Origin of the sequence: Marinagarivorans cellulosilyticus (assembly GCF_021655555.1) — a bacterium.
GTDB classification, from domain to species: Bacteria; Pseudomonadota; Gammaproteobacteria; order Pseudomonadales; family Cellvibrionaceae; genus Marinagarivorans; species Marinagarivorans cellulosilyticus.
Genome location: NZ_AP023086.1, coordinates 4,328,586 through 4,351,900 on the forward strand (window position 1 = coordinate 4,328,586; position 23,315 = coordinate 4,351,900).

General features: G+C 45.9%; 7 protein-coding genes. 1 reads left to right on the top strand and 6 read right to left on the bottom strand.

Annotated elements, in window-relative coordinates:
* Positions 1-183: 183 nt before the first annotated feature.
* Positions 184-15,690, bottom strand: a complete 15,507-nt coding sequence (locus MARGE09_RS17785) for a thrombospondin type 3 repeat-containing protein (RefSeq protein WP_275068731.1) — start codon at positions 15,688-15,690, stop codon at positions 184-186.
* 894 nt (positions 15,691-16,584) lie between these two features.
* Between MARGE09_RS17785 and MARGE09_RS17790 the strand changes: the two genes are divergently transcribed.
* Positions 16,585-16,767, top strand: a complete 183-nt coding sequence (locus MARGE09_RS17790) for a hypothetical protein (protein ID WP_236984270.1) — start codon at positions 16,585-16,587, stop codon at positions 16,765-16,767.
* A gap of 33 nt (positions 16,768-16,800) precedes the next feature.
* Here MARGE09_RS17790 and MARGE09_RS17795 read toward each other — a convergent pair whose 3' ends face one another.
* The 5 genes from MARGE09_RS17795 to MARGE09_RS17815 form a co-directional block, all read right to left on the bottom strand.
* Positions 16,801-17,352, bottom strand: coding sequence for an HD domain-containing protein (locus tag MARGE09_RS17795; protein WP_236984272.1), 552 nt, complete (start codon positions 17,350-17,352; stop codon positions 16,801-16,803).
* A 1,385-nt stretch (positions 17,353-18,737) separates the two neighbouring features.
* Positions 18,738-20,123 carry a DUF4011 domain-containing protein gene (locus MARGE09_RS17800; RefSeq protein ID WP_236984274.1) on the bottom strand — a complete coding sequence of 462 codons (1,386 nt, stop codon included), beginning with the start codon at positions 20,121-20,123 and terminating at the stop codon, positions 18,738-18,740.
* 143 nt (positions 20,124-20,266) lie between these two features.
* Positions 20,267-21,001 (bottom strand): Fic family protein, encoded by a 735-nt coding sequence (locus MARGE09_RS17805; RefSeq protein ID WP_236984276.1) that lies wholly within the window; start codon positions 20,999-21,001, stop codon positions 20,267-20,269.
* Positions 21,002-21,375: 374 nt separating this feature from the next.
* Positions 21,376-22,191 (bottom strand): hypothetical protein, encoded by an 816-nt coding sequence (locus MARGE09_RS17810; protein WP_236984277.1) that lies wholly within the window; start codon positions 22,189-22,191, stop codon positions 21,376-21,378.
* Positions 22,192-22,281: 90 nt separating this feature from the next.
* A complete protein-coding gene (locus tag MARGE09_RS17815) occupies positions 22,282-23,226 on the bottom strand; it encodes a restriction endonuclease (RefSeq protein ID WP_236984279.1) in 945 nt (314 codons plus the stop codon).
* Between the last annotated feature and the right edge of the window lie 89 nt (positions 23,227-23,315).

The window sequence follows — 23,315 nt, forward strand, 5'->3', positions numbered from 1 at the left end:
CACAAAATTTAAAAATCACTGAAACAAACATTTACTTTCCTGTTGTTAAAGTTAATGCTCTCAGTTTGGCCTATTTACTATTGAACTCGCCCTTACAACCAACATTTACGATTCAATAAAACAAAGCGGTGAGTTTCCTAGCTATTTATTTTATTTATCACCTCAAACAACCCATGCTTAATTTTAATTAGAGCTCACACTAAAAAGTCCGCCCTGCACCCTAAAGGAATCAAGTTTAGCGCCATCTTCACGGCGTTGAACCTTAAACATATAAGTTTGACCTACGACCAGCCCCGTCCAATTCGCAACCTGCAATTCTTGATAACCATTTGTAGCAACCGCATTTTGAAGCGCCCAACCACTGCCTTCACCATCTAATTTGTAGTGAAAGCTATCGTCCGAAGCGTTTGCGAAATTAGCTGTAGTGTAAATTGTTAAACTGGAGGCTGTCGCCACAACAGGGTAATATAGCTGGCCCGCGGTACCGTCACTCGCTGCCGAATTAATACTTCCGCTGCCCGGCCAGAGCATGATTGTTCGGCCGCTGTCACTTTGTGATTCGAAGGGCGATACCGGTGAAGTTACATCGTATTGCTCCGCCTCAACGACTAGCGATCCAACGCTACATCCTTCTAAATCAACACTTACACCAGCTGGTGTATTTGAACATTGGTCAGAAGAATTACTAACACCATCGCCATCTGAATCTCCTGAAGGATTTGCGATATTAAATTGAAGCCAATTCAAGTTGAAGCCACCTTGAGTGACGGAGATTCTCAACGTATGTGATCCACCGGCCGTAACGTTAACCTCGCCCAGATTATGCGTTTCATAAACTTGCCAACCGCCTGTAACACCAATTGAATCAGCGGCTAATGGCGTCCCGTCAAGGAGAACACTGAAACTGCCGCCGCCAGTATCCGAAGCAGCGCGAGATGTGACGACGTAAGTGCCCTCTGACAGATCAACGCTGTACTCGAGCCACTCTCCAGTCTCGATCCAGCCAACATTACAGCCGCCGCCAACATCGCCGGAGTTCTCAACATCGACATTAAAGCCGCCGTAACTGCATTGTGTCGGCGCCCCCGAATTACCTGTATCGCTATCCGATCCAGCATTATAGGTTTCGGCCTCTAGACGCAAACTCGTGATCAATTCACAGCCTGTGCCATCAACCGCTGTACCGATTGGAGTATTCGAGCACTGATCAATATCGTCATTTACGCCGTCGTTATCACTATCAACCGAACACCCAACTTCATTTACCAACACGCCAGGAGGCGTCGATAAACACTGGTCGTCATCATCAATAACACCATCGTTGTCGGCATCAGCCGCGCAGCCTGTTTCATCAACGGTGCGGCCAGCCGTAGTACTTGCGCACTGATCTACACCATCGAAAACACCGTCATTATCACTGTCTAACGGACAACCACTGCCATTGACTATGGCGCCAGCTGGCGTATTAGCGCACTGATCCAAGCCATCGAAGATGCCGTCGGCATCACTGTCTATTGGGCAACCTATAGCATCCACCGTGATTCCTACAGCCGTCATGGCACAGAGATCAATACCATCAAATACGCCATCACCATCACTGTCACGCGGGCAGCCATTGGTATCGACGGCAGCCCCTACGGGGGTGGATGGACATTGATCTGCACCATCGGTAACACCGTCATTGTCGGTATCCATTGGGCAGCCGGTGCTATTTACAGGCTCGCCGACGAGCGTACCTTCACATTGATCCAAACCGTCAAAAACACCATCGCTGTCACTATCCTTAGGGCAGCCAATACTGTCGACCAATACGCCTGACGGTGTCGCCTCACACTGATCTAAGCCATCAAATATGCCGTCACTATCGCTATCCAACGGGCAACCAACTGTATCGACAACCACGCCAGTCGGTGTCGAATCACACTGATCCAATCCATCAAAAATGCCATCGGCATCACTATCCAATGGGCAACCTTGCGCATCAACACTCGCCCCAGCAATAGTGAGCGGGCATTCATCTGCTCCGTCAGTAACGCCATCCGCATCGCTATCCAATGGGCAGCCAGCGCTATCTACTGGCTCAGTACTTGGTGTCATACCACACTGATCAAGACCGTCAAATACGCCATCAGCATCACTATCGCTTGGGCAACCGCTGCTATTTACCGTTGCTCCAATTGGAGTATTCGTACACTGATCAATAGAGTCACTAATGCCATCGCCATCAGCATCTAATGGGCACCCCTGACTATCCACACTTACGCCGGCCCCGGTATTTGGGCATTGATCATCGACGTCAGTAACGCCATCACCGTCCGCATCGGGTGGTGGCGCAACGAAGTCGAATTGAAGCCAATTCAGATTGAAGCCACCTTGAGTGACGGAGATTCTCAACGTATGTGACCCACCGGCCGTAACGTTAATCTCGCCCAAATTATGTGATTCATAAACTTGCCAACCGCCTGTAGCACCAACTGAATCAGTGGCTAAAGGAGCGCCGTCAAGGAGGACACTGAAGCTGCCGCCGCCAGTATCCGACGCAACACGAGAAGTAATCTCGTAAGTTCCTGCCGACAGATCAACGCTGTACTCGAGCCACTCTCCAGTCTCGATCCAGCCAACATTACAGCCGCCGCCAACATCGCCGGAGTTCTCAACATCGACATTAAAGCCGCCGTAACTGCATTGTGTCGGCGCCCCCGCATTACCTGTATCGCTATCCGATCCAGCATTATAGGTTTCGGCTTCTAGACGCAAACTCGTGATCAATTCACAGCCTTTGCCATCAACCGCTGTACCGATTGGAGTATTCGAGCACTGATCAATATCGTCATTTACGCCGTCGTTATCACTATCAACCGAACACCCGACTTCATTTACCAACACACCAGGAGGCGTCGATAAACACTGGTCGTCATCATCAATAACACCATCGTTGTCGGCATCAGCCGCGCAGCCTGTTTCATCAACGGTGCGGCCAGCCGTAGTACTTACGCACTGATCCACACCATCGAAAACACCGTCATTATCACTGTCTAACGGACAACCACTGTCATTGACTATGGCGTCAACAGGCGTGTTAGCACATTGATCTATGCCATCGAAGATGCCATCGGCATCACTGTCTATTGGGCAACCTTGCGTTGTCACTAGCACACCAATCGGAGTGCCGACACATTGATCTATACCATCAAAGACCCCGTCACTATCGCTATCAACAGGACAACCACTGTCATTGACTATGGCGCCAATAGGCGTATTAGCACATTGATCTAAGCCATCGAAAATGCCATCTGCATCACTATCGATTGGGCAACCTTGCGTTGTCACTAGCGCACCAACCGGAGTGCTTGCACATTGATCTATACCATCAAAAACGCCATCAGTATCACTATCAGTCGGGCAACCACTACCGTTCACGACGGCACCCACAGGCGTATTAGCGCACTGATCCAAACCATCGAAGACGCCGTCATTATCACTATCTATCGGGCAACCTTGCGCCGTAACGTTTACCCCTACTGGCGTGTCGGCGCATTGGTCTACGCCATCGAAAACGCCATCGCCATCTGCGTCTACTGGGCATCCATTATTATCAACAGTCGCCTCTACCGGGGTCGACGCGCACTGATCCATGCTATCAGTAACACCATCATTGTCAGCATCCATTGCGCAGCCAACGGCATTTACAGGCTCGCCAGAAGGCGTACCTGGGCATTGATCCAGACCATCGAAAATACCATCGCTATCGGAATCTGAAGGGCAGCCATCCGCATCCACTGTGGCACCAGGCAGCGTATTCGGGCACTGATCAATTCCGTTGTAAACACCATCAACGTCACTATCTATTGGGCAGCCGATGATTGAAACAACGGCACCAGACGGCGTGTTATCACATTCATCAATCCCATCCAAAGAGCCATCACCGTCAGAATCTGAAGGGCAGCCGAAGCTATTAACTTGCGCCCCTTGAGGAGTGCCCGCACATTGATCTAAACCGTCAAATACTCCATCTAAGTCACTATCAAGCGGGCAACCGTTCTGATCGACAATAACGGCAGTAGAGTCTTCACATAGATCAAGGCCGTTGAATACTCCGTCCCCGTCGGTATCTACAGGGCAACCTAACTCATCGACAGTAGCGCCATTTACTGTGCCAGCGCATTGATCAATGCTGTCCGCAACACCATCACCATCTTCATCAGGCGCTAGCGTACAACCTACAGCATCAACCAATACTCCTACTTCTGTCTCTGGACACTCATCCGCATCATCAATCACTCCATCACTGTCAGAATCAAGCGGACAACCTTGCTCATCGACAGTAAGGCCTGGCGTTTCTGATAAGCACTGATCAAAATCGTCTGGCACCCCATCGAAATCAATGTCTATAGCGCAACCGAGAGCATCAACACTAACTTCTGCAATTGTGTTTGGGCATGTATCTACACCGTCAAATACACCATCATTATCACTATCACTTGAGCAACCATCACTTAACACAATCGCGCCAATAGGAGTATTTGGGCAGAAATCAACTTCGTTCCCCACCCCATCACCATCATCGTCAAAGGGGCATCCGTTGTTTTGGACAGAAGCATTTGAAAGTGATTGGGGGCAGAGATCAAGCGAATCTGGTACGCCATCTTCATCACTATCAGGTGAGCAACCTACTCCGTCAACTGGCGCTTCAGGAAAGGTATTTGGACACTGATCAATGCTATCAACAACCCCGTCAAGGTCCGAATCAACTTCGCAACCAAAGAGATCAACTAACACACCTTCAGGCGAATCCAAACAGCGATCATCACGATCAATGACTCCATCATTATCGTGATCGACAGGGCAACCAAAGACATCGACAGGTTCATTTTCAAGCGAGGCTTCACACTGATCGACACCATCCACCACGCCATCACCATCACCATCTAGAGGACAGCCAGTGTCATCAACAATCGCACCTGCGATTGTCATAACACATTGATCGACACCATCGACAACACCGTCTGCATCGCTATCGATAGGGCAACCAAACTCATCCGCAACCATTACTGCAAGAGTGTCAGCGCAAGCATCTAACTCATCTACTACACCATCACGGTCAGTATCTACCTGACTCGGCGAACACCCCTGAGAATTTGTGCCCATGCCAGCGCCGGTGCCCGGGCAAAAATCGACATCATCAGCGATACCGTCACTATCGGAATCGAGCTGATACGCAGCACACCCATCACTATTGACGGATATTAAAGCTTCGGTTGCAGGGCAAAGATCGGTAACATTTTCAACACCATCTAGATCATCGTCAGGTAGAGAAACCTTGGGGCACGACGTCCCTTCATAAACACCGATATTATCCAGTGCTACATTAATATCACTGCCCCCCACACTGAAAATCAAACGAGCGTCTGGGTCAGAGGCTAAAGAAACAAAAGGCAAGCTGAACGATTTGTAGGCATTACTAATCGGAAAAATCGGCCAAGTACCTGTGAGCGACTGGTAATCGGGCGCGCCAGAATCAATTAATACTTGAATATCTCTCGCCTCGTCGGCTACCGCGTCAAAACAAGCAATATAGGCTTCACCTTCTTCTACGGCAAGCTCATGAGAAATTTGGGCGGAATACCGCTCTTCTTGTGCAGAGTGTAATGAAATATCAATTTCATCATTCCAAGAAACATCAGCATCAACGCCACTGGCAAAGTAAGCACCAAAATCTTCTTGCCCTTGCGACAGATCAGGCTGCGAGGCTAATAAATTTAAACCTACCTCCTCACTAAAACCATCACGATTGTTGATATCACCGCAACTATCGCCGTTAAAGAGCGCTACATCATCAATATCAACCGCTATATCACTTTGCCCTAAGTGAAAGGTAAGCATCGCATCCAAATAATTAGCTTCAGCGATAAATGAGAAGTTAAACTCTTGGTGCTCGGTTGATAATTGATAAGAGATAGGAGCGCCTAGTAAATCAAAATAGTCAGGGGCACCGCTATTGATAGCTGCAAACATTTCACGAGAGCTATCGGCTCGAGCTTTCCAGCACGCTGTATATAACTCACCCTGAATTAAATCCACGGAATGGTTTAGCTGAATATCCCAAATGTTTTCTGAAATTGAACCATAATTTAGCGAAAAATCATCAGCCCAAGATACGTTCTCCCCCTCTGTTACGAGAGCAAAGAAACCATGCTGGCCATTTGAGAAAGAGCCATCGGATGCAATAACGTTCTTACCATTACCAATCCCTGACTCAACCTCATCACCCGGCACGCCACACTCACCGCCTTCATATAGGCCAATATTATCAAGTGTCACCCGGCCACCGAGCTCAGCCAGTTCATCAGTATTAGAAACCCTAATCGAGAGCCTCACAGCGCGATCCTCATCACCGCCAATAACTTCCCACTTTTGCCTAGCGGTATTATTGCCATAGCGCAAAATACCTATCGCCCTCCCGTCATCCCCATCTGGCTGCTCGATGATTGAATATCTACTGCCGATATATTCATAATCAGGAGCCCCGGTGTCAATTTGCATATCTAACCGGAATTTATCGGGTAGGTCCGAAGCCTCAATAACATCAGCGCAAAACGAATAGCTCTTACCAGCCTCCAACACAACGTCATGCGATAAACTAGCGACACCCTGGGAGCTGGCGGCAAATTGAATATCAATGCTGTTTATCCAGCTAGCCACGGCCGATGCAGAAAAGAAAGACCAGTTTTGCCGACCCTGACTAAAGGTACCATTAGAATTCAGTAAATTAGGCGAATCGACTGTAAGGCAACCATCAGCATCCGCGTTCAAATGAGGCAGAATCGTTGAGTCAGGGCACAGGTCATATTCATCCGAAACAAAATCACCATCCCCATCAAGCTGAGCGAGGTTACAACCAAATTCATTGGCTGGCGTGTTCGTATTCCAAGAACGGGGATCGGTATTCGGGCATCTATCAATGTCATCCATGACGCCATCCTCGTCAGAATCGTATTCTGACGCTGCACAACCGAGATTGGTCGGGACATAGTAAGTCCAACTAGAACCCCACCGGGAGAAGTAAGGCTCATAACCCTCCGTAGTGACCGAAGAGCCAGAGGGACTATTGGGGCATTGATCTATACCGTCGAGAATCGAATCCCCGTCTGTATCTGATGGGCAGCCATCACTATCAACTTTCGCTGGGTATAAAGTCAATGAGCATGAATCATAAGGATCATAGACTCCATCGTGGTCCTCATCCTGCTGCCACCCACAACCATCCATCGTTCTAGACAAATTATCGTACTCGTCGGTTCCCAGACAAAGATCATCACCGTCATCCGCAAAGCCATCATAATCTTCATCAACCGGTAAATTAAGTGTCAGCAAATAATCAACAACCTTCTCGGCACAAGTAATATCACAAAGCGATTCTTCAAGTAAGGGCATTCTACGTGTAACGTACGAAACAGCTTCGGCTCGATTAATTAAACTATTACCGGTAAGCGGAGCATTGCCTTTTGCATCCACGCCATGGCAACTAACACACAACTCTTGGTAAATGCCCTGACCGTCCAAGTTTAACAATGCTGGATTGGGTGAGTGGCCCTCCACCCCAAGGATAACTAAATTCTCACTTGCACTATCATCTATTACCTCACTAAAAATTTGTTCCCACGAAATCCTACGATCTTTATATATTGTATGGTTTACACTAAACCTTTGGTAATCGAATAAATCGACTCGATAAGCTCTATTTTTGAACCAGTTGAAAAAAAGAAGATTTTCCCCTGTTTGAATTGACGTTATCAACAGATCTTGGTCAGTTGATTTTGAAAATGTATACTCTCCCTCAGGCGCGAGCCTCACATCATTTAGAACCTGCGAGGCCGGATCACGATCAATGTCAAAGTAAGCGAAATAACTATCTAATGGCAGACTCACACCACCAAAAAATTGATAGTAAGGGTCGGAATAGCCATCAAATACCGAGATATAATCATTACCATCACCAGGTTGCCAGACAATAGTGTTATCGCCACTTCCACCAACAATCAAATCATCTCCTGCGCCACCACGAAGCTTATCATCCTCGTCGCCCCCGAAAAGAATATCATTCCCTGCACCGCCATCCAGAAAATCATTAGAGCGCCCACCAAAAATGTAGTCATCGCCCTCACCACCAAGAATTGAATCCTCAAGCGCACTTCCGACAAGGCGATCGCTCCCGTCACCACCATCAATTTGAAAATACCTTATTCGCGGACCATAAATCACATCATCGCCGCCCAAACCTTTAACCTCAAAAACATTAAGAACACTAGCACCCGCCAAATCAATAACATTGGCATCATCATTACCAACTATTCGATTTAGCCCAGCACCCAACCTAACGCTTTCAACGTTGGTGAGACTATTCACCTCAAGCGAATTAATATTCGTAGGCCCCTTTGGCTCCTCAGCAAATAACGCATCAAAACCAGAGCCGCCATCAAGGTCGCCAAGCACCGCGACATTATCATATAAATAAAAAATGTCGTTTCCGGGACCTGAATCAACTTTAGCTGTACTATCCACTACCAGGCCAATGTAATCATCTTCATCACCGAGCGACATGACACCAAATGGCCCCGCAACTAAATGATTATCTAGAATATTTTCTCCAACGAGTTCTCGCCCTTCCAACACAGCCGATAACGAGTCTGAATTATCGACATAGTTTATTTCAACCACTCCCCGAGCCATTAAACCGTTTTGCGCTAGCGCCCTATAGCTAAAATAGGCTTGTCCGACAAAGCCCTCATCTGGAACAAAAACAATAACGCCCTTACGGTTACCGTAGATAACCTGCCCGCCAACCGCACCGAAGACACCATCCAAGTAAATGTTTTGTAGCGGCACAATCACATCGTTTTGCAAAATAACTGCCGGATCAATGATTTTAGGGACATTAACCGGCAAATCAAAACTATCGTCAAGTGCAACTAAGGAACCTTGATTTTCATCAACTGAAGGCGGTAAAGGAATAATAATGTCACGATATCCCGCCTTGTGACTCTCTTGAGGGTCTAAAGGGAAAGAGTAACCCAATGGATTGAGAGTGGTTATCGAAAGTCGAACCCGATCAGAGGAATCTCGCCACTCGCCACCGAGGTCATCGTAATGATAATAATTAGTGACGAGTATAGAGTCCCCTTCCCCACATTTAAATAAAAGATCCCTGCCGACTCGAATAGGATCTAAGCACATATCATCAGATTCGAAGTAGAAGCGTATATGCGCCTTTTGATTACTAACTTCTAAGGGTACAACATCATTACCGAACCCTGGAGCAAAATAAAACGTGGATGAAAAATCTATTATACGAGAACCATAATTTTCTCCATCGCTGCTTAAGGCCCCATGAAACACTTCATACATAGTGATAGGTTCGTGATTCCAAGTAATATCAGAAACATAAAAAGCATCACTAAAGAATGGAATCAAGATATCATCTCCCGCCCCCCCTTCCAGCACCTCCTCGCCTATACCTGTATAGTAAGAAAAAACGAGACGCGCCAGGAAACCGTAATTTTCCATATAATCTTCATAGGTTCCCTTCTTATAAACTTCAACAATATCATTTCCATTGAAATTTTCACGTGCCCCATAGAAACTCGAAGAATTACCTGACACATCAACCCCTGTTCTACTATCTTTATAGTTGTTACTTATATAATAATTAAGGTAGAAATTTGGCGACAAATAAGCCGACAACAAGTAGTCCAGACTTCCAACATCGAGGGCGTTAAATTCTTTTCCCTCCTCTTGGAGGAACCCAGCTCGACTCAGATCAAATGGCCCGAGGTGTCTACGCTCGAATCCATTTACATATAAATTTTCACTCAACCATTCAAGAGAAAAGCCGTATCGTGAAGCATACATTTCCTTTTGTTTTACCGGCGTATCCGGCGCAGCTGAAATAGAATTAAACCTTAGGGAAGTACGATTCCCAGAAGAGCCATATATAAGATCATCATGCAATCGAACGATTAAATCTGGATTGTTCCATGTTGGACTTCGAAACTCGCGAATATTATTAGTGCTCGCGTTATTTAAATTTAGAAAAAGTTTTCGACCCAAGTCTCCATCGACCCTTGTAAATTTTCGTGATGTATCGCAAGCGCACCACACTTGTTTTATACCGCTCCCCGAAAAATTGATCTCATACGTATTACCTGTATCTTCCACATACACTTCATCAAAGCCAGCACCAGAGATATCAACACTTATCTTGTCATCACCCGAGATAACTATCACATCATCAAAATGAGTCGGCGATGCAGAAAAAACGCCATCAATCACGCGGATAAATCGCCCTGAGTTGTCATTAGAATTTATAAGATCGACCACATCTTCGAATGAATAAGTAGCGTCCGAAAAGCGCATTTCGGCGAACGGGCGCCAATTGATAAATGTGAAAACATCTATAATCCTTATCTCATCTTGAGCCCCAATCGATATAAGCAGGTCTTGATTATCAAGTGCTGGGGTGAACTCGGAAGAATTTATTGAAGAGAGGTCAAAAACCATCCCAACATCAGTTTGATCAACATGCGCGCTTTGGCTATTGATATCAAATTGGTATGTATCTTTGCCATCCCCAATTGCGAAATGAAATACAACTTCAGTTGCCTTACCCACGTTAACCACATCATCCCCAGGGCCGGGGGTTAAATCCGAAACATCAACATCGATTTCGTCACCCGCTCGGCAAAGTTCAAAGTAATCATTTCCTTCAGTGCCAATATTCAACCGATTAACGACTTCCTCGTCACCCCACTCAGTTCCATCAGACTGAAAATTTACGACAATGGACTTGATTCTAGTTTCGACAAGCGACTCGTCTATCTGCCAGTAGTTTTTTACAACAATAGAGTCAGCTTCTTTATTAATATTAATAACAAGGTCTAGCGACGATTTTTCGCAACGGTGAGTAACGGAAACACTTTTGGGCAAAATAGCTTCACCCATCTCAATTCTTAGCTGCCCAGAAAATGAAACCTGATCACGACCGTCGCCGGCGTTATACTCAAGGGTGCTGGTGTCGACAGCATGCACGATATCATCGCCGCCGCCCGGCGTAATGACAGCAAGCGCATTAGCAATAATGACGTTCGCCGAATCATCGCCCGTGTAAACTTCAGGGCTAGGCGGGGTGAATATTATATTGTGAAGGTCAGATTGAGTCGCCCAATCCACCAGTGAAACCTGGTTTGAGCCAAGCTGTAAATTAAATACTACTTGCCCTCTAAATATCGCCGCCAAATAACTAAGATCAGCGTCTTCAAAGGTAAGGCTGTCCGCCCCAGACACGTTCGGAGGAGCCTTATTAAAAACTAACGACCAGCTATCTCCGCCATTAATTTTCAGCAGAACCTCTTCCTCCAAGGGCTCCACACCACGCACTACGCGTAGACTCCTAGGCGCTCCCCCTTGCAAACGAACCAAATCATCTCCATCGCCCGAAATGAACTGAAAATCACCTGAAAACTCACTCCGAAGAACATAAATATCGTCGCCTTTACCCCCATTAATCGTAAACGGCTCGTCCATTAACGCGTATTGTTCAGCAATCGCATCTTTTAGCCATTGTTTATAGAAATGGCTGGGAAAGAACGGCGTATTATCGTCGACAAATGACGTCAAGAAGCTTTGAAAACCCCAAGCGCTCGAAAGGTTGCTATCCCACCCATTATCAGACAGCGGGTCGTGATACGGAGGCGAATAATCAAAAAAATACTGATCATCACCATCACCGCCGGCGATATAGTCGCCATCGCCCGGGCGTATGAAGAACACATCATTACCCGCCCCGCCAGAGACTTTCTCGTACCCGGTTGTCAAATAGAAGACATCACGATCAGGGCTTCCTTTATACAAAATCTCTCTCGCTGCAGCCCCTTCAAACACCCCTTCCTCAAATTCCAGTATCGGCGTAGCATTCTGCAAATCCAACATCCGAATAGTGTCGCCTGTCGAATAGTGAATGATCGCCCAATCTCTGGTGTCGATATCACCCCAATGAAAATTAGCATCGACTTCCGAATAAGGGTTAGTCGTAAATTCGTCATCAAAAACTAGTGACGGCGTCTTATACTTAACATAAACATCTTCTGGACTAATCCCCTTCCCGAAAATTAATCGAAGTTCATCTGCGTAACCCACGAGCACATCGTAACCATCCCCAATATCAAACTTAAACCTTTCGCCGTTAAACAAAAGATCGTCGCCCGCACCACCTATTAACAGATCATCGCCAGCGCCGCCATCTAGGCGATCTTTACTAGCGGTACCATAAATGGTGTCGTTCCCGCCTCGTCCCTTGGGTCTCAAACCACTTAAAATATCATCCCCCCCTGTGCCAACACCAAAAGGACCCGTAAGGAGATAAGTCAATTGCGTGGTCTCAACCCCACCGTCAGCTCCGCGCTGCTCGATGGTAAATACATTTTCACCAAGAACCAGATCTAGGGCGATCTGATAACCACTCTCACCCGGCGACAAATCTTCCGCGAAAACCCCATTAACGTAGACCGTTCCAGCACCCCCAGTGACGTCAAGTGTTATCAGGTCGTTTTCTTGATTTGTCGTTCGATAGCTATACTCAAGAATGGTCGGCGAGGCAAATCCAAAGGGACGACCGCCTTGGGCAACAAATAGCTGCAGCCCTTGAACACTTGTTAACGCAAAATTTAGACCTGTATTCGCTCCGGTAACGCTAGATGCAGCCAGAAACTTATCACTAGCAGCATCATACATCTGTATGGTGGCCTCCACTCCCTGCTGCAACAATGCGTCCAGCATGGCGAACGCCGTCATATCACTAGTCGCGTACGAAACACCGATGTTATTAAGCCCAGTGTTAAAGTATACAAATCCATCCTTGTTAAATAGCGGCCCTTCAAATTCAACTACGGAATCGCCGAGCGCCTCTACCCAGTAGCTCTCATTATTTACTACTTCAAAATCAATACCGCTAGCTGCGCCGCCAGAATAATAGGCCTTATCGTAAATTTCGAGACTATGGTTATACCTAGAAATGCTGAGAACTTTACTAGCTCCGCCGAGACGCGCCAACAACTTGAACGCTGTCATATCTTCCACGAATACAGGGTAATGAATAAGATTTTTGCCAGCAAATAAATTTAGTGTAGGCTTAAGCGGATCAGTACCTGCTTGCAACTCATCTATATTGCTAGCACCATCGAAATCATAGTCTTCAAGCTCGTCATGAACCCCGTCAGCATCAGAATCCTTAGAATATGGATTGCTAATTAAACTCCTTTCAAGCAAGTCAGACAGGCCATCTCCGTCAGAATCATCATCACAGGCGTTACCCACGCCATCACCATCAAGGTCATCTTGCGATGGATTCGCAACACTAATGCAGTTATCTATGGGATCACCAATTCCATCATTATCGGTATCCCCATCTGGCGTTGCATCACATGCATCGCCAATTGAATCTCCATCTCTATCAGCCTGGGCAGGGTTTGGTGTATCAATACAATTATCAATATTATTTAGGACGCCATCATTATCGAAATCATTCTCACAAGCATCACCAATCCCATCACCATCGGTATCTAATTGACTATAACTATGCAGATCAGGGCAGTTATCATGAATATTTAAAATGCCATCCCCATCTAAATCATCATCTGATGTATCGCAATAATCACCAATACCATTTTGGTCATGGTCTTGCTGATCGGGGTTAAATATAAACTGGCAATTATCCAAGACCTGAAGCTCTAAAGCAGAGCGCACCAAGCCACTTAAACGACCATCGCTATATCTCGGTAAATACAAGGAGAGATCTTCTGACAAGAAATAGAACGGGTCTGCCCCCCACTCCTCTCCCGTAACTTTTGGTAACTTAATATCCAAAGCGCCCCGATCAGTTTGAATAACAATATTATCGCCATCCGAAACAACAGCACCGGCCAAACAATCGCAATCAAACGCATCCATTACGACAGCAAAGCGACCCTGCCAACCTTTTTCGTTGGCTTGAAGTTCATTTGAGGTATATATCCGAGTTGCTAGATTGAAATAACCAAGCAAGACACTAAAAGAGCTTTCGGAGTTAAATTTGTAAAAGGCTATCGCTGCCCGATCATCATTGACAACCCTAATAGAGCTTCCGATAAATGCATCAATTTCATCAACTAACAATGGGATATCTGAGGGAGTTTGCTCGGGGTAATGGTCATTAATGCCATCATTATCATCATCCTGATCACAGACATCACCAACACCATCAACGTCTGTATCTTTTTGATTTCTGTTTTCAATTACAACGCAATTATCAGACGCATCGCCAATTGAATCACCGTCAGTGTCGACCTGATCGGGGTTTGGTATTAGAGGTGAGTTATCCAGCGCGTCATCAACGCCATCATTATCATCATCGTAATCACAAACATCACCCAAACCATCGAGATCGTTATCTGTTTGGTCGGGGTTGTATTTATTGCAATTATCCTGCTCATCCTCAACTCCATCCTCATCATCATCAATGATTGGAGTGTCTTGAGGGTCTAGGGGATCTGTTCCTGCCAAAACCTCACGGTAATCACCAGCGCCATCACCATCTGTATCAGCATTTAATGGGTCTGTAGGTCTATCGCCATTTAACTCATCAGCATCCGATATGCCGTCCCGATCGGTATCCGAATTACGGGGAGACAGGCCAAGAAGTACTTCTTCGCCATCATCAATGCCATCACCATCCGAATCTGACTGGTTCGGATCAGTCCCTAAATCAATTTCTGCACCATTGATGATACCGTCCGTGTCATTATCCAAATCAGCATCCGTGGGGTCATCACTATCTAGCCCATGCTTCGCCTCAAGTAAATCATCAATACCATCGCCGTCACTATCTTTTGACTGAGTTAACTCTAGGGGTGATCCCCCTATTATATGTAACAAGCCTTTACCATCATTAACCGGCACTTGCCCCTCAAAATAAGCCTCGCCATTGAAACCGCCAAGCACACGCACTCCAACTAACTCGCCACCTGTGAAGTGATGCCGAGAATTAGTTGCAGCAGAATACATATTAGTAAGATTTAGAGCCGCTGTACTATCAATAAAGCCATCACCAACAACATACGAAATTGGATATTTCATGCCAGGGACAGTCAGTAAAACTAGACTTCCAGCCGCGGGCTCGTCTCCACCCACAGAAACAGAAAGTGCCACACTATCATTACTTTGAGGAATACTATGATCGAGAGTCACAACCGAGGGCAAAGCTCCTCCAGAAGGAAAATATTCAACGCCCCCTTCGCCTGAAACGACTGATAAACGGTAAAAATATGGGGTACTAGACTGAAGCCCAGCCACCCTTACGCGCATAACACCCGCAGCTGTTGATAACCCACTCAATGTCAAACTACCTTGCGCATTGTAACTAGGATAAATTGTAGCTCCAGAAACCGGCCTATTCCCTTGGACATCAGAATATAGTTCTATATTTGGAGAGGCATTCACATCACCTACCCAGTTAACCGTGAATGACGTTGGCGACACATCCGTCACACTTAACTCACCATACGTTAACCCCGTAGCACGATATGAGTATGCCAAAAGAACAACAAACAGTAGAATTAACCCGGGAAATTTACGAGCAATACAACCCAAATACGAAACCATAATTAACCTGATATTTCAATTTTTAAGCAATTCAAAAAAGAACGCACGCAGTAAGACGTACGGAAGCTGAAAACAGCAAATCCGCATGATCTAAGGGTGGATATGAGTAACAAGGGAGCAATAATAAAAATGGACAACTAGCCCCGAACAAAAATATCAAGTTCCCTTTGACTATTCATGCAATCCAATATCGGAGATTACCGATATTGAGAATAACCGTTTTAGTGTACAACTAACCCACAGAAGCCTTAACCGGTTTAAAAGGGTTAACGAATTCACAAAAATATCATTTATTAGATGATATTACAACTTTCAACTAGAACCGCCCAAGCTTTGTGACCGACCAAGAGAACAAAAAATCGCTAAAGACTATCGAAAATGCCTTTCTAAATTATGGCTAGATATACCGAATAATATATTCACTGTATTGCATTCTCGTGACGTAATTGAGCTATTGAATCGACCCGCCTATGTAGAGCATCACGCCCCTTTAAATATCGCTTTTAGTTAGGTGACCAGCCATCAAATGGATAAACAAGGGATTTATCATCGAATACCACGTCATATTGGATATAAGGCACGCCCTACTAAAGTCACGCGTGCGCCTCGAGTCAATTGACTCATTCAGGCAGTGCGGCAGTAATGGAGATGGCTTTGAGCTTACTTTCTACGAAGAGTTAAGATGCTATTCCTGCCCTCAGAAGGTATCGCGTATTACGCAAACAATGATAATCTCTTCAAAACGCACATGAGCCTAATTTGGTTAAATATGTATGCATGGTAGTAATCATTTCGACTCTAGAGATGCGGAGAGAGAGCTCATCGACAACCTAGTCGACATTGCGACATCAGGACGAACACCCACAACCAAAGAGGAAGCCGGCGCTTGCCGCTATGCTACTCATCTACAGAAAACCCGCAGCCGCTGCGATATTCCGCGAAGCCTTTGAAAAATCTGCGATTGCACATCAAGCCACTGACATTGAAGTGAAAGCCTTACTGTCTCTCCCGGGCGTGCTGGGCATCTCCCGCTTCAGCGACAATATCAACAAGGCGCTCAATGGGATACGAATTTAGGTCGGGTCACAACCACCACGAAAAGCCGTAATACTATATCTCGCCACCGCTTTGCGCATTACCGAACCGCGCCTGCGCTGCCAACAAGCTAGCGTCGTAGCGGCTCATAAATTTGTTCGCTAAATCCTCATTAGCGTCGAAACACATTGATGCCACTTGGTGCGTCCAGTCCAAATAATCAGCTGTTTTAGTCTCGCTCCACGATGGCGGAATGCTAGACACATTACTGCAAAGGTCTGCCAACTTAATTAATTTAACAGCCTTTGATTCGCCGGTTATATGGCTCAGTTGCTGATCACGCCTTTGCGAAAGTGGAAGCGTTTTGTCATCAGTGAGGGCTTCGACGTACGCGAGTACTTTTGAACCAAATTGAAGTAAAAGCTCTTCTCTCGAAACCGACGTATCCTCGAGAATATCGTGCAAAACCGCAGCCTGCAGGACCTCAACGTCAATTGCATCTACATGCTCCGACAACAAATGCGAGACCTCAATGAGGTGATTAATGTAGGGCTCTCCGCTGCCTTTGCGTATTTGACCTTTGTGTGCTGCGGCTGCGACCGATAGCGCCAATAATAATTCACTCATAAATCACTTTCGTTTCTTACTATAAATAGACTGAGCAGTCTTTGTCTAACACCATAGCTAACGTACACGCCTTCCAATCCTCGCTGGGTCGTCTAGAAAGTCGAGAACGGCAGCTATTATTGCGTATTGGTGATTTGCGACCTGTGTAATCAATTTGAGTCTATTTAAAGCACTCACAGGTAAAACAATTCTTACAATTTGGGACTCATACGGCCAGTCGGGGCCCGGTTCTAAACCATCGTCAGCTCCGGGACATTCACTGGATTCGGGACTAAAGTGATTCGAGACCGCCATCGCCACTTTACGCATCGCCGCGTCTGGCGGAACGCCAGGAAACTGTGCACAAATCTTTTCGAGCACTCGTGTCGGGATGCTCACATCTGTGTGACATAATGTCTCGACAACCATAATGGTAACCCCACCAATGACAAAAGTTAGGAACTATTTTACCGCAGTTTCAGCTGTCGCCGCGGCAGCTGGTCAGGCTACACATACCGTCGACGATGACTATTAATAGCGATTAGATCGACGCCCCTAGATTTTTAAAAACATTAAAATTAAAAAACGGAATTTATGGTGTTATTTTAGAAAAATAATCGCTCTCCCGGTCTGCGGTTTTCCAGCGCTTCGCTCTAACCTATAGCGAAAATAAATGCTGATTAAATACCTCCCCATCATGCATTTAGGTCTGAAAAATCAGTCATATTCCGAAAAACCCCAAAAACCCTTCGTCGGATAGTTGTTTATTTTACTAACAGTGATCCGCGATTCCGTGTTATAACTATTATAACAATTATAACTATTATAAAATTATATAACTATTGTAACTACTCAACATCGCCGGATTTGCTTTTTTAGAAAATCGCAGAAAAAACCACTGCCATTTCCACTGTCACTGGTGCCATTCTCAGTGGCACTGGTGACAATCTCGGTGGCATATGTGCCATTTATGCTGCCACCGCTCGCAAAGGAGGTCTGCGAACGAGGAAAATTTCGCTTTGGCGTAGTGCGATAGGTTTTGGAATATTTTTTCAGGTAATATCATGGAAAATTATTTGATATATTTTGCACCTTACGCAACTTATTTTTATTGAGTTTTGACCGCTCTGCGATAGAGCGAAGTCGTTCCTATTTTTAACTTGCTTTCGATTCGCGCACTCAAGCCTAACCCCTTTCATCAACCCTTTTTTTATCAAGCCAAACATTCAAAGTAGCCCTGCAAACTGGAAAGGGATCGAAGCCTACACGCGCGCATTAGCAAACAGCACCGACCCAACTTTGAAATACCGCTAGCGTTTTGGGGGATCGCCGCTTAAGGCCCAACTCGTCGCAAATAAAATCAATTGGGTCTTTCGGGGCTTTCTCTTTTGCGAGTCGCGCTAGACCTAGGGCCTCCGGGTAAGCGAGCTCGTTCCATTGCCGTGAATACTTTCTTGTGCCGAAATAAACCGGAAACTACCGCCGTTGGCCAGCTCGTCTTCCATCGCAGCGATGTCTGGGCAAAACAGCTTGATGGCTACCGCACGATCTTTAAAGTTCAGCAAGTTATTGCGCTTGGTTAGATCCAGCAGCTTACGTTGCCAGGTGTCAATGCGCGTTTCGGGGGTGTCTTGCTGCACACGCTCATCGGCCCGCACCGGCGGTAGCGGTGGCACAACGGGCAATGGCAATACCGCTGTGCTCTTAGCAAAAATCTCTTCGCGCTTAGGCTCAACCGTAGAAAGCGGTTTAATCTGCCGTGCTCGCGCCTGCGCAATATCAATCACAAACACAAATTCGTTTTCTTTCTCTTCGGTAATTAGGCTGCGCGCATGCTCCTTGGCTTGCTCAAAGGTTACTGGTGGCGAGTTGGTCACCAGTGTGGTCTCAAACAGCACCATATCGCGGTTATCCACGCGCTTGCGAATATCCATCGGGTCATCGTTGGTTAATACCGGTAAACGCTCATCAATAAGCCACGCGCCTGCAAAGGCATGCCCCTGGGTTAAAGCCACAACGGCATTCAAACCCATGGCCTCAATACAACTGGCAAACAGTAAGGAGGTATCCAAGCAGGCCGCAATTTTACCGGTGCTAATATCCGCCGCTAGGCGAATGCGCTGCCCTTGGCGCGCAAACCCAACTGGGGGTGACACATACGCCAACTGCTGGTTCACAATCACGTTCCACAGCGCCGCCAGCATCATGTAGGGTTTGTCGCGGGTATTGGATTGGTAACCATCAATCGAACGACCCTGTCCAGCGCGCTCCAGCACCGCAGTCGCATCTCGCAGCAATGACTCAACATACACGCCGTTGGGCTTAACAAAAGCTGCTAGCAAGTCTGGCTGGCGGCTTTCACCACCCCAATAGTTGGCCGGTAAAATCGCCAGCGGTACGGTTTTTGCGGTTAACAAGGTGCCGTCATCGCGAAGCACTTGGAAATTCAGCTCGAGCGTTAGCTCCTCAGTCATTCCAAATAGCTTGTCGAATGGCAGCTTTAAATCCTTTTTTGGCAGGCTGAGTATTTGCTGCGGCTCGAGTGAATCCACCATCCATTCCACCTCGGCCAACCAACCCGGTATCTCCTCCAGCACCACTTTTAAAGTGTTAAAGGGCTTGAGTGTCGGCTTGCGCTGTTGCCCCTCAGCGCTATTCTCACCGTCGGGCTCTTCTTCGGAAGGCACTGCATACTCAAGCTTGAAGGTCTTAAGCAACGGGTAAGCATTTTGCTGCGCTGCAAGCGAGAATGTACTGGATACATCAATGTCTAGCTGAATATGCGATGGCATGGTTACCCCTTGTTATTCATCTCTCTACCGTTGACGCCGCATCTTATCGAATAATAGCCAGCGGGCCTTCATTGAACAGTATAGTTATGTCTGTCTATTGCCAATCAAAGGCTCAGCCCTCACTAAAACGGCAGTCAGAACTGCTATTCTCCGGTTATCAACTCAAGACACATTTTCAAGGTGGCGACCTCTTCGCTTGCAACCATATCTATAAACAAACTGTAGTCATTTGTGGTATGGGCAGTATCCAATGCCTCGTAGTACGCCAATCGATCTTTTACTTGAATAACAACGGGTAACAAGCCGTTTCGCATTAATTCAAAATTCATCAGCAGTCGTGCGGTTCGCCCATTTCCATCTATAAACGGGTGAATTTTTACGAAGTCCACATGCAAGCGGGCAGCAGACTCTAGAGGGTGCAAGTTACTGTTGTTGTAGCTTTCCACGAGTTGCTGAATTTCATCGGGAACTTTAAAATGCTCGGGAGGGCGGTGTTCGGCGCCCGAAATTAGGACATTTTGCTTCCTGTAGGCTCCCGCATTTTTGTCATCTATTTGCTTCAACACAAGATGATGGATGGATTTAATCAAACTTTCGCTTAAAGGGTCTTTTTGGCTCACGATGTCTTCAACAAAGTCGATGGCTTCCTTATGATTTATCGCCTCAAAATGCTCGCGCATTAACTTGCCGCCCACCGTAATCCCTTCTAGCACCACCTTGGTTTCTTTGAGCGTCAGCGTATTTCCTTCAATAGCATTAGAATTATATGTCCAGTCTAAAACCAGCTTTTCATGTAAGCTTTTAACGGTATGCTCTGGTAACGGACGCAATGCATCGTATTGTGCTTTTAGCGTATCTAACTCATTAAACTTCATCATTATTACCTAAATCAAGTGTCATCATGGGCCACTAATTCAGCGAAAAATAAAGCCGGTATTAGCGTTCACTTATTGCAGCATCCCACTGCTCGGCATAGCCGTTTTTGGTCATATACCCATTTACTTTAATAAAAACCTTCTGCATCCAGAATTCAATATCGTAAATCCCTTATATCGTTTTGTCGCTTTCATTATCTGAAATGGCTTGTAGTCACACTCACGCACACCGTGCGTAACTCCCCCTAGCCGTGATACCCCTCTTTGCAAAGAGTCGATTGATTAGGATCAATCACGGTGCGAAATGCTACGCCCAAATGACTACCACCAAGCTTTCTGTGCTCCAAGAGCACAACATGGACCACACAACACTATCACTACGTTTTTGTTAGTGTATCGTTCTTTTCATAATCTCTTGCACGAGTTTTGTAAAGGTTTTTAAACAGTACTTTTCCTTGCGCATCAAGGTGATAAGCAGCATCGTTTGTTAAAAAATAAATTTGTTTGGCATCTTGATGAATAATACGGCCATACACTTTTTTACCCTCATCTGTAATGCTGGCGCAAGACAATACAATTTCCCCCTTTACAGTAGACCACTCTATCGCCTCTAGAGTAATCTCATGATTACATACGCCCTCGTTCATTAAGGATTCAACTGATGCTCGCCCTAAGTGATTACCCAGCGAAAGGCCAAACCATAAAAACGAAAAGATAAAAACAATCAAAAGACCACCTATAACTTGCAAGGCAAACCCAGCTGCACCTGCAATTAAAATAATCGCCGGGGCTTTAAGCCTTCTTAGCCATTTTAACCAATAAAGATTAGGTCGGACCGTTGCAACAACCCTCCGCGCGACTCCTTTACTTGCAGACTCGTATAAAAGAAAAGCCGCTGCTAGAGCTAAAGCAACCGCAGTTAAAGTGCCATTTCTAAGCAGTGCCTCGTCATTTAAAGCGTGGGCAATAATTAATTTAACGCCTTCTGCAACACCAGAAGAAGTCAAATGCAACGACTCATTCACCATTAAATTAACATCTGATGAATAAAACCCCATTCGCTCTAACTGCCCTTTCAAATAAGAGAAGCCAAAAAAATGCGAGTATGTTGTCAAAAATGCAAGAATCGACGATATTTTCACCCAACCAATTAATGACCTTGATGAGGAAGGACTACCCTTTTCACTTTTCACAACACTTTCCCTATACGCATCGCCCTTGACTTTATCGGTTTGAGTCGCATCTTGGTTCGCATTATTCTCATTGCACATAAAGGTTCTCTCTTAACACCCTACTTTCACATCATCAACCAAATCATCCCAAAAATCGGAATCCATTTTTTTAATGACTAGGGTTTGCTCGGCTTGCATGCCTAGGCCGAATTCGTAGATGAATTCTGCGAGTTTTTCGCCGTCGATTAATACTAAGGTGGTGCTGCCGTTTAGGCTGGTGCTGTATTCTAGGGCGTGTTTTGTGAATGAAGAGGTGGTAATAAAAACGCCTTTGTTGGATTGGGCTACGGCGAGTGCGCCGACGAAACGTTGGATTTCTTCGCGGCCTACGGTAATGTCGCGGCGGTAGCGTTTGGCTTGTAAATGGATTTTGCCTAAGCCTAAAACGTCTTCTTTAATGACGCCATCTATACCGCCATCGCCGGATGCTTTGGTCACTTGCCCTGCATCTTTAATTTTTCCGCCATAACCCATTTTTTCGAGGAGTTTTACCACCAGCTTTTCGAACTCGTAGGGGTTTTTACTTAAAATGGTATCTAAAATTAGCTCGCACTCGGCTTCACGAATTTCTTCAAAGGCTTGCAGCATTTGTTCATGGGGTGTGGTTTGTATGGGAGTGCCGATGGCTGTTGTGGCCTGGATTGGCGATCCAGTAAATTGGCGCTTCTCTTTTTCGCGCTGATTAATGGCGTCTTTTACATAGCTTTTAATATCGTTTGGCTTAGCTAAAAAAGTTCTGCCAAGGGTGGTAATTTCATACATCCCGCGCTTGGGGCGATCCACTAAACCGGTATTTTTCAAATAACTTAAACACCAACTCAAACGATCTAAAAAAACCGTGCCATTGCCAGAGGCATACTCCTGCCCGATCTCCTCCTCGCTCAAAGCAAACTCTTTAGCCAGCGGTAACTCGATGGAGCGCCAAGGCGTTACACCATTAACATCAAGGTACTTTAAAGCCGCATTAAATAAATCGTCGTATTTTGGTATGCTCATTACCCTGCCTTCTGATTTTACTCGCCCTGAGAGACCAGAGCACTCATCATCTACCTTATGTAAATACTGGGAAAATCTTATAACCAACG